5 protein-coding genes and 2 pseudogenes are annotated in these 5539 nt (G+C 40.4%); 6 read left to right on the top strand and 1 reads right to left on the bottom strand.

Going from position 1 to position 5539, the window contains the following annotated elements:
* The 6 genes and pseudogenes from IM496_RS22790 to IM496_RS21235 all read left to right on the top strand — a co-directional run.
* Window positions 1–101, top strand: a pseudogene (locus tag IM496_RS22790) (IS200/IS605 family transposase); the annotation flags it as partial.
* A 32-nt stretch (window positions 102–133) separates the two neighbouring features.
* A pseudogene (locus tag IM496_RS21255) lies at window positions 134–883 on the top strand (type III-B CRISPR module-associated Cmr3 family protein); the annotation flags it as partial.
* A 142-nt stretch (window positions 884–1025) separates the two neighbouring features.
* Entirely contained in the window at window positions 1026–1151 is a 126-nt protein-coding gene (locus tag IM496_RS21250) for an AbrB/MazE/SpoVT family DNA-binding domain-containing protein (RefSeq protein WP_004268165.1), read from the top strand.
* Between the two features lie 142 nt (window positions 1152–1293).
* Window positions 1294–2121 (top strand): RAMP superfamily CRISPR-associated protein, encoded by an 828-nt coding sequence (locus IM496_RS21245; RefSeq protein ID WP_002736838.1) that lies wholly within the window; start codon window positions 1294–1296, stop codon window positions 2119–2121.
* Between the two features lie 19 nt (window positions 2122–2140).
* A complete protein-coding gene (locus IM496_RS21240) occupies window positions 2141–2548 on the top strand; it encodes a hypothetical protein (protein WP_002752858.1) in 408 nt (135 codons plus the stop codon).
* Window positions 2549–2553: 5 nt separating this feature from the next.
* Window positions 2554–4188: an RAMP superfamily protein gene (locus IM496_RS21235; RefSeq protein WP_194017283.1), complete on the top strand. Its 1635-nt coding sequence runs from the start codon at window positions 2554–2556 to the stop codon at window positions 4186–4188.
* Window positions 4189–4432: 244 nt separating this feature from the next.
* Here IM496_RS21235 and IM496_RS21230 read toward each other — a convergent pair whose 3' ends face one another.
* The gene (locus IM496_RS21230) at window positions 4433–5341 is read right to left on the bottom strand and encodes a transglutaminase family protein (RefSeq protein WP_194017281.1); all 909 of its coding nucleotides are present in this window, start codon (window positions 5339–5341) and stop codon (window positions 4433–4435) included.
* Between the last annotated feature and the right edge of the window lie 198 nt (window positions 5342–5539).

Below are 5539 nucleotides of genomic sequence, written 5' to 3'. Positions count from 1 at the left end.
TAGGAAAGCATGGGGATGAAGGTATGATAGCGAGATATGTAAAAGAACAAGATAAAGAATACCTGCAGCTACACCAAAATCTACAATTGAGTCTATTTTGATTCTGATACCCCGTCCGCTTGCGGCGGGGTAGTTCATTTATCTGGCTAAAAAACCCCTCGCAAATTATTTTCAAGACCAAGAAAGTAACGACAATGGAAAAATTCAACACACCTTAACATGGCAAGAAAAATGGCAAGAGAAAGACAGTAAACAAATTGAGGGAAAATTCGATCGAGATAGTTGGATTCCTATCAACCAATGGTATAATCCTCAAAAAGCCTATGGTTCTCCGTGGCAATATCATCCCCATCTCCATCCGCGTTTGTTAGAGGAGCAAAGAAAGGTAAAAACTGGAGAATTATTCCTCGAAAATGCCGTCCAGTTACATCCAGATGCTTGTCTAGTTTATTTAGCTAATCAACTCCTAGAAAATGGCTGGTATCGCTTTGGTGGGGAATCCCATCTAGTGGAAGTTAAATCACTTGAACTAAGCAGCCATCTCCAAACTTTATTTAATCAAGATGTCGGTCAATATTTTGCCCTCATTACTGCCGCAATCTGGGGAACAAATCGCCTATCAACTCGCAATCCCAGTGATTGGCAATTAGAAACCCTCAACACCGAAAGACCAATAACCTATCGTTATCGATTCGGAGGAAAAGATAAAGTTAAGCGCTTATCTAGGGGACGTTATGCAGTTCCCGCAGGAACAGTTTATCGCTTAAAAAACCCCTTACCATCTTGGGAAAATTGGCAGGAATCTTGGTTCCCCAGCGAAGGGGTTTCTCTCAAACGTTGGGGCTGCGGATTAGCCTTACCCTTAGAAAATATTGCCAAATAAAGCCTATAATTATTGAGTAGGGTAAATGAGACGAGCATAAGTGATAGCTATGGCAAAACTAAAAACTAGATTTCCTCGAAAAGCTTTATTAGATTATTGAAAAAGTGGTAATAATCAAAGCTCAAAAATTAGCAAAAATAAAATGATGCGTATGTTTTTAGATTTTTTGGTAGAAGATGCCTTTAAAAACCCTTCTTCTCTCACTCCTTACACAGAGGAAATGGCTAAAGAAATCGATGAATTATTAAAGGGTGTTGCAATTGATTAGGAATAAACCTATAACTTTGTGCTGTCCTAATAGCCTAAATACCACGATAAAATATTAACAAAATCTTAGAAAATCCTGACATTAATGTTAACCTAGTTTAGAATAATCCCTAAGCATCTAAAATACTCACTTTTACCAAAAAATGTATCACAAAAGTTATGGCATACTTGAAACCTTAGCACCCCTTCATGTGGGAGCAACCGCAGGAGAAGAAACGGGTAATCTTAACCTCATTTTTCGTGACCAATTCACCCAAACAGCAATTATCCCCGGTAGTTCTATTCGCGGCCGTTTTCGTGCCGATATGAACAATATAGATGAAAAACGTACATGGTACGGACACGAAACAATCCCAGGACAAGAAGACGGAGGAACCACCGAAGCAAAAGTTAAATTTGAATATGCTTCCCTCGTTTGGTTGCCGGTATTTTGTCCTGGACAGCCGATAGTTTGGGTCACTTCTCCCCTATTATTAAAACGCTACAAACAAATCACGGGAATCTCTGCAAAAGTACCCAATCCTTATACTGCTTCCCCTAGTTTACAAGCGCGAGTAGTGCAGGGAGTTAACCGCAATAGCAAAGTTTTATTTTTTAACTTAGGATTTCTCGAAATTGAACACTTAGAGGAGCTTTCTTCGTGGATTCCCCCGCAAGCGGATTTAAAAGCTTCTCAATTAGTCGTCGTTGATGATAACGATATATCCATGCTGCACGATATGGCACTCTACCGACAAAGCCGGGTTAAACTACTAGAAGGTCAGAAAAAAGTGGATACAGAAAAAGGAGCTTTTTTCAATGTGGAAGCTTTACCAGTGGGTAGTATTTTAGTTTTTCCCATTGCTTGCAAAGAAACAGGATGGCAACCTTTTGGAGAATCGGTAAACCAAAAAGAATTATATTTCGGAGGATTAGAATCCATCGGTTTTGGTCGTTGCCAAGTTACTATTTTAAACTACGCTAATCAATAATTACATTTTATCTAATATTATGGCTTGGAAAGAATACAATCTCGATCGCATTGCTCAGAAATTAGTTCTCGCTGCCAAACTACGAGACCGAGATTCTCTCAATCAATCTTTTAAAATGCGTGAATCCGTTTCCTATGGACTAGAAAGATTCTGGGGTGAACATCTGCGCTTACAATCCAAGGAACCCAATAAGGCAAAATACTGGAAAGAAACTTGGGATAAATTAGTCGAAACCATGGCAGAAGCGGGGATTCCTATCCCTAACGATACCGTACAGGTAAATGATACCGAATCTGTTCAAGCAATGGCAGAAAAACTCTGGGAATTAAAGCTAGAAGACCAGAGAATTACCCTCGCTGTTTTAACGCAACTATGCGATTGTTTAGTTTGGTGGACTCAAAGATATAAAGGAACAAAGGAGCGATAAATTATATGGTTAATATTCCCGATATTGGTGACAAAATCCCCCTGATGTTTCGCGCACAAACCAAAGGGCGATCGCAATTACAATATATTGACTCTAAAAAAGATGAAAATGATAGCCAAAAATGGGTAAAAGAATGGATAGAACGAGTCGATGAAAATCCTCCCCAATTTGGTCAAGAAGTAAAAACCAAAGAATATCAAATATCATGGCGATTTGTCACTAATGGGGGACAAGATGAAGGAATAATTCGGCCTGTAATGGGTGCTTATGGCATACCATTTTATCCAGGTTCCAGCATGAAAGGAGCCTTTTGTCAAGCTTGCACCCCCGAACAAAAACAACGTTATCACCTCGAAAAAGATAGCGATAACCCTAGTCTTTTGCGCTTCCATGGCGGTTATCCCGTTAATGATTGGACGGAAAATCTTTTAGATATTGTTCACCCGCAACAGGGATGGCAAGTAAAAACCCCAAACACTCGACAAAAACCCAGTGGAGAAAGTGGTTTTGCTTTAATTTCTCTCTATCAACCTACCCTAAAATTTGGCATTTCTACCTCAATAGAACAACCCGATTGGGAGGAGATTTGGACTATCTGGGAAAGAGCTTTAGAATCTGGTCTAGGATGCCGTGTTAGTAGCGGTTACGGCTTGCCAAAAGACATTAAACCTTCAAAAGAACCTTTATATAAATGTTTTCTGAAAGGCCAAGGAATGGCTCCTAAAAGCCTCGATGGTGCAAGGGAATTTCGACCCAATATTTTTCGAGGAGCAATTCGCGGTCATTCCTTGCGTATTTTTGGCGGTTTAACTGATGCTAAAAATGCCGACAAGTTAGTTAATCAGCTATTTGGAGGAATTGACGGAGAAGCAAGCCAAGGTTTACTAGCGGTCGATTTTTGTGTCAAATCTCTAGAGTTAGGAACCTTTGCCAAGGGTTACAAGGAACCCACCTACACAGTAACAGGAGAATTACGCTGGATTCTCACCCAATCCCAATCTCTCCCCGAAAACCAGCAAGAATCCTTAAAAAAATTAATTTGTTTTCTCACTCGTTTTGCCATGTTATTAGGAGGATTTGGTAAATCATGGCGACGAGCAGATCATAGTATTTTCTATGAGGATTATTATCCCAATAAACCCTTAATTGGCTGTCATTGGCAATGGGGGGATAAAAGTTCTTTAATCAACGATAATAAAGTCAGAGATTTAACTCATATTCATCCCTTTATCAAAGATGTTCGCACTATTGCTAAACAATGGATGTCCTTACAAAAAGATATCCTCAGAACTCCCGATAATAGTGCTAACTGGCGAGAAAGTTGGCATCCTAAAAATGTCGAGGTTTGGGGAAGAATTGCCGAAGATAAAGATGATTCCCTAGCCATAAAATGGCTTCATAAAGCCTATCAAAAATTGGATAATTTAAGTATCTATAAAACCTCGGTGACAGGAATAGTAACAAAAAATATCAATCAAGTTGGTCGTCTTTGGCATCGAATGTATCCCAAAAATAATCATCAATACCTAGAATTATTAACAATTTTTCCTGATGACTCTGATGATTGTGCTTATTTTCTAGGTTTTCTAGACGAGAATAATGGTCAAGAGGGAAAATTTCAAAAACTTTGGCCGAAATAATCTCGTTCACAGTTAAGTATCTAAGCAAAATTAATTACAAATTAGGATTAGTTGAAAAACAGAAAAAGGGTTTCTAAAAGAAACCCTTTTTCTAATAAATTGTGTCAAATATATCTTGACAAAAATCGATAAAAATGCTATAACCCAACGGCAATCTTCGCTTTATTGCATGAGTAGAAAACGGGTTTCTTCGAGAAACCCGTTTTTTGCGATCGCTGGTCAAGAAAAAACCCGATAATTCAACCTATTCCCTCGGATCAAAATCTGGCAGCGTCCCCAGCTTGCGAATGGTCACTTTAACATCCATAGACAAAAAGTCATCGGCATCACCAAACCAAGAACCGGAAAGAGGTATGATTTGACCGGGATGACGAGCGATCGCCACTCGAATTAAATCAAAGCCGGCGGTAATTTGATTAGTCGGATCATAATTACGCCAACCGGCCCCGGGTAGATAAACCTGTAACCAAGCATGGGTAGCGCCAGAGCCAGTCATCCCCACTTCACCACCGTCGAGGGCAGCATCGTAGAGATAGCCACTGACAAAACGACAGGCTAAACCCAATCTTCGCAAAGCTTCGATCATCAACCAAGCATAATCGCGACAAGTTCCCGACTTTAGCCGCAGGGTTTCTCCGGGGGATTGAGTTCCTTCACTCTCCCTGGATTGGTAAGTAAAATTATCTTTGATAGCCGCCATCATTCTTGCCATGGCATCGAGGGTATCATCTTGGTCCCCCGCTACAAAACTTTTGGCCCAAGCTGCCAGGCTGCCGTCGGCATCCTCAGCGTGGGGACGCATAAACACCACTAGATCTAACCATTCATCGGGGGTGTACTGGATGGGAATTTCGATCGCCCGTTGAGCGAGGGGAAAATCAGCGATCGCTTTTAAGCCAAAATGTTCCGCCCGTAATCGACAGGTAACGATTAATTCTGACGCTGGTTCAGCAAATTCAAGCCCTACCACATTGTTAGATAGAGTATCCATAGTCCAGCGCGTTTTGGCGGCAATATTCGCTTCTACAGAATAACTGATAATTCTTTCACCGTGACCGGCACTAGGCAAAAAAATCGCCCGATGTTCCCCAAAAGTTACCGGTTTACGATAATGATAGGTGGTGATGTGTTCCAAGTCGTAGATGACACTCATCCTGATTATCCTTAATAAAGTAGCTGGTTATAATTGAAGATAAATCCCCCCTTGATCCCCCCTTGATCCCCCCTTAATAAGCTATCCCTTATAGGGATCTTTCTTAACAATTTTTGCAGTAAGCACTCCAACCCTTATCCTGACTTGATTTCAGTTTTTTCTTTGTCAGTAAGGGTGTCAACAAGGAATATTACAAAT

This window comes from Microcystis sp. M049S2 (assembly GCF_020245625.1).
GTDB lineage: Bacteria > Cyanobacteriota > Cyanobacteriia > Cyanobacteriales > Microcystaceae > Microcystis > Microcystis ichthyoblabe_A.
This window is presented reverse-complemented; position numbering and strand designations above follow the sequence as displayed.

Coding starts and splice junctions, on each gene's coding strand:
- IM496_RS21250 (WP_004268165.1), top strand. CDS start 1,026: ATGATGCGTATGTTTTTAGATTTTTTGGTAGAAGATGCCTTTAAAAAC.
- IM496_RS21245 (WP_002736838.1), top strand. CDS start 1,294: ATGTATCACAAAAGTTATGGCATACTTGAAACCTTAGCACCCCTTCAT.
- IM496_RS21240 (WP_002752858.1), top strand. CDS start 2,141: ATGGCTTGGAAAGAATACAATCTCGATCGCATTGCTCAGAAATTAGTT.
- IM496_RS21235 (WP_194017283.1), top strand. CDS start 2,554: ATGGTTAATATTCCCGATATTGGTGACAAAATCCCCCTGATGTTTCGC.
- IM496_RS21230 (WP_194017281.1), bottom strand. CDS start 5,341: ATGAGTGTCATCTACGACTTGGAACACATCACCACCTATCATTATCGT.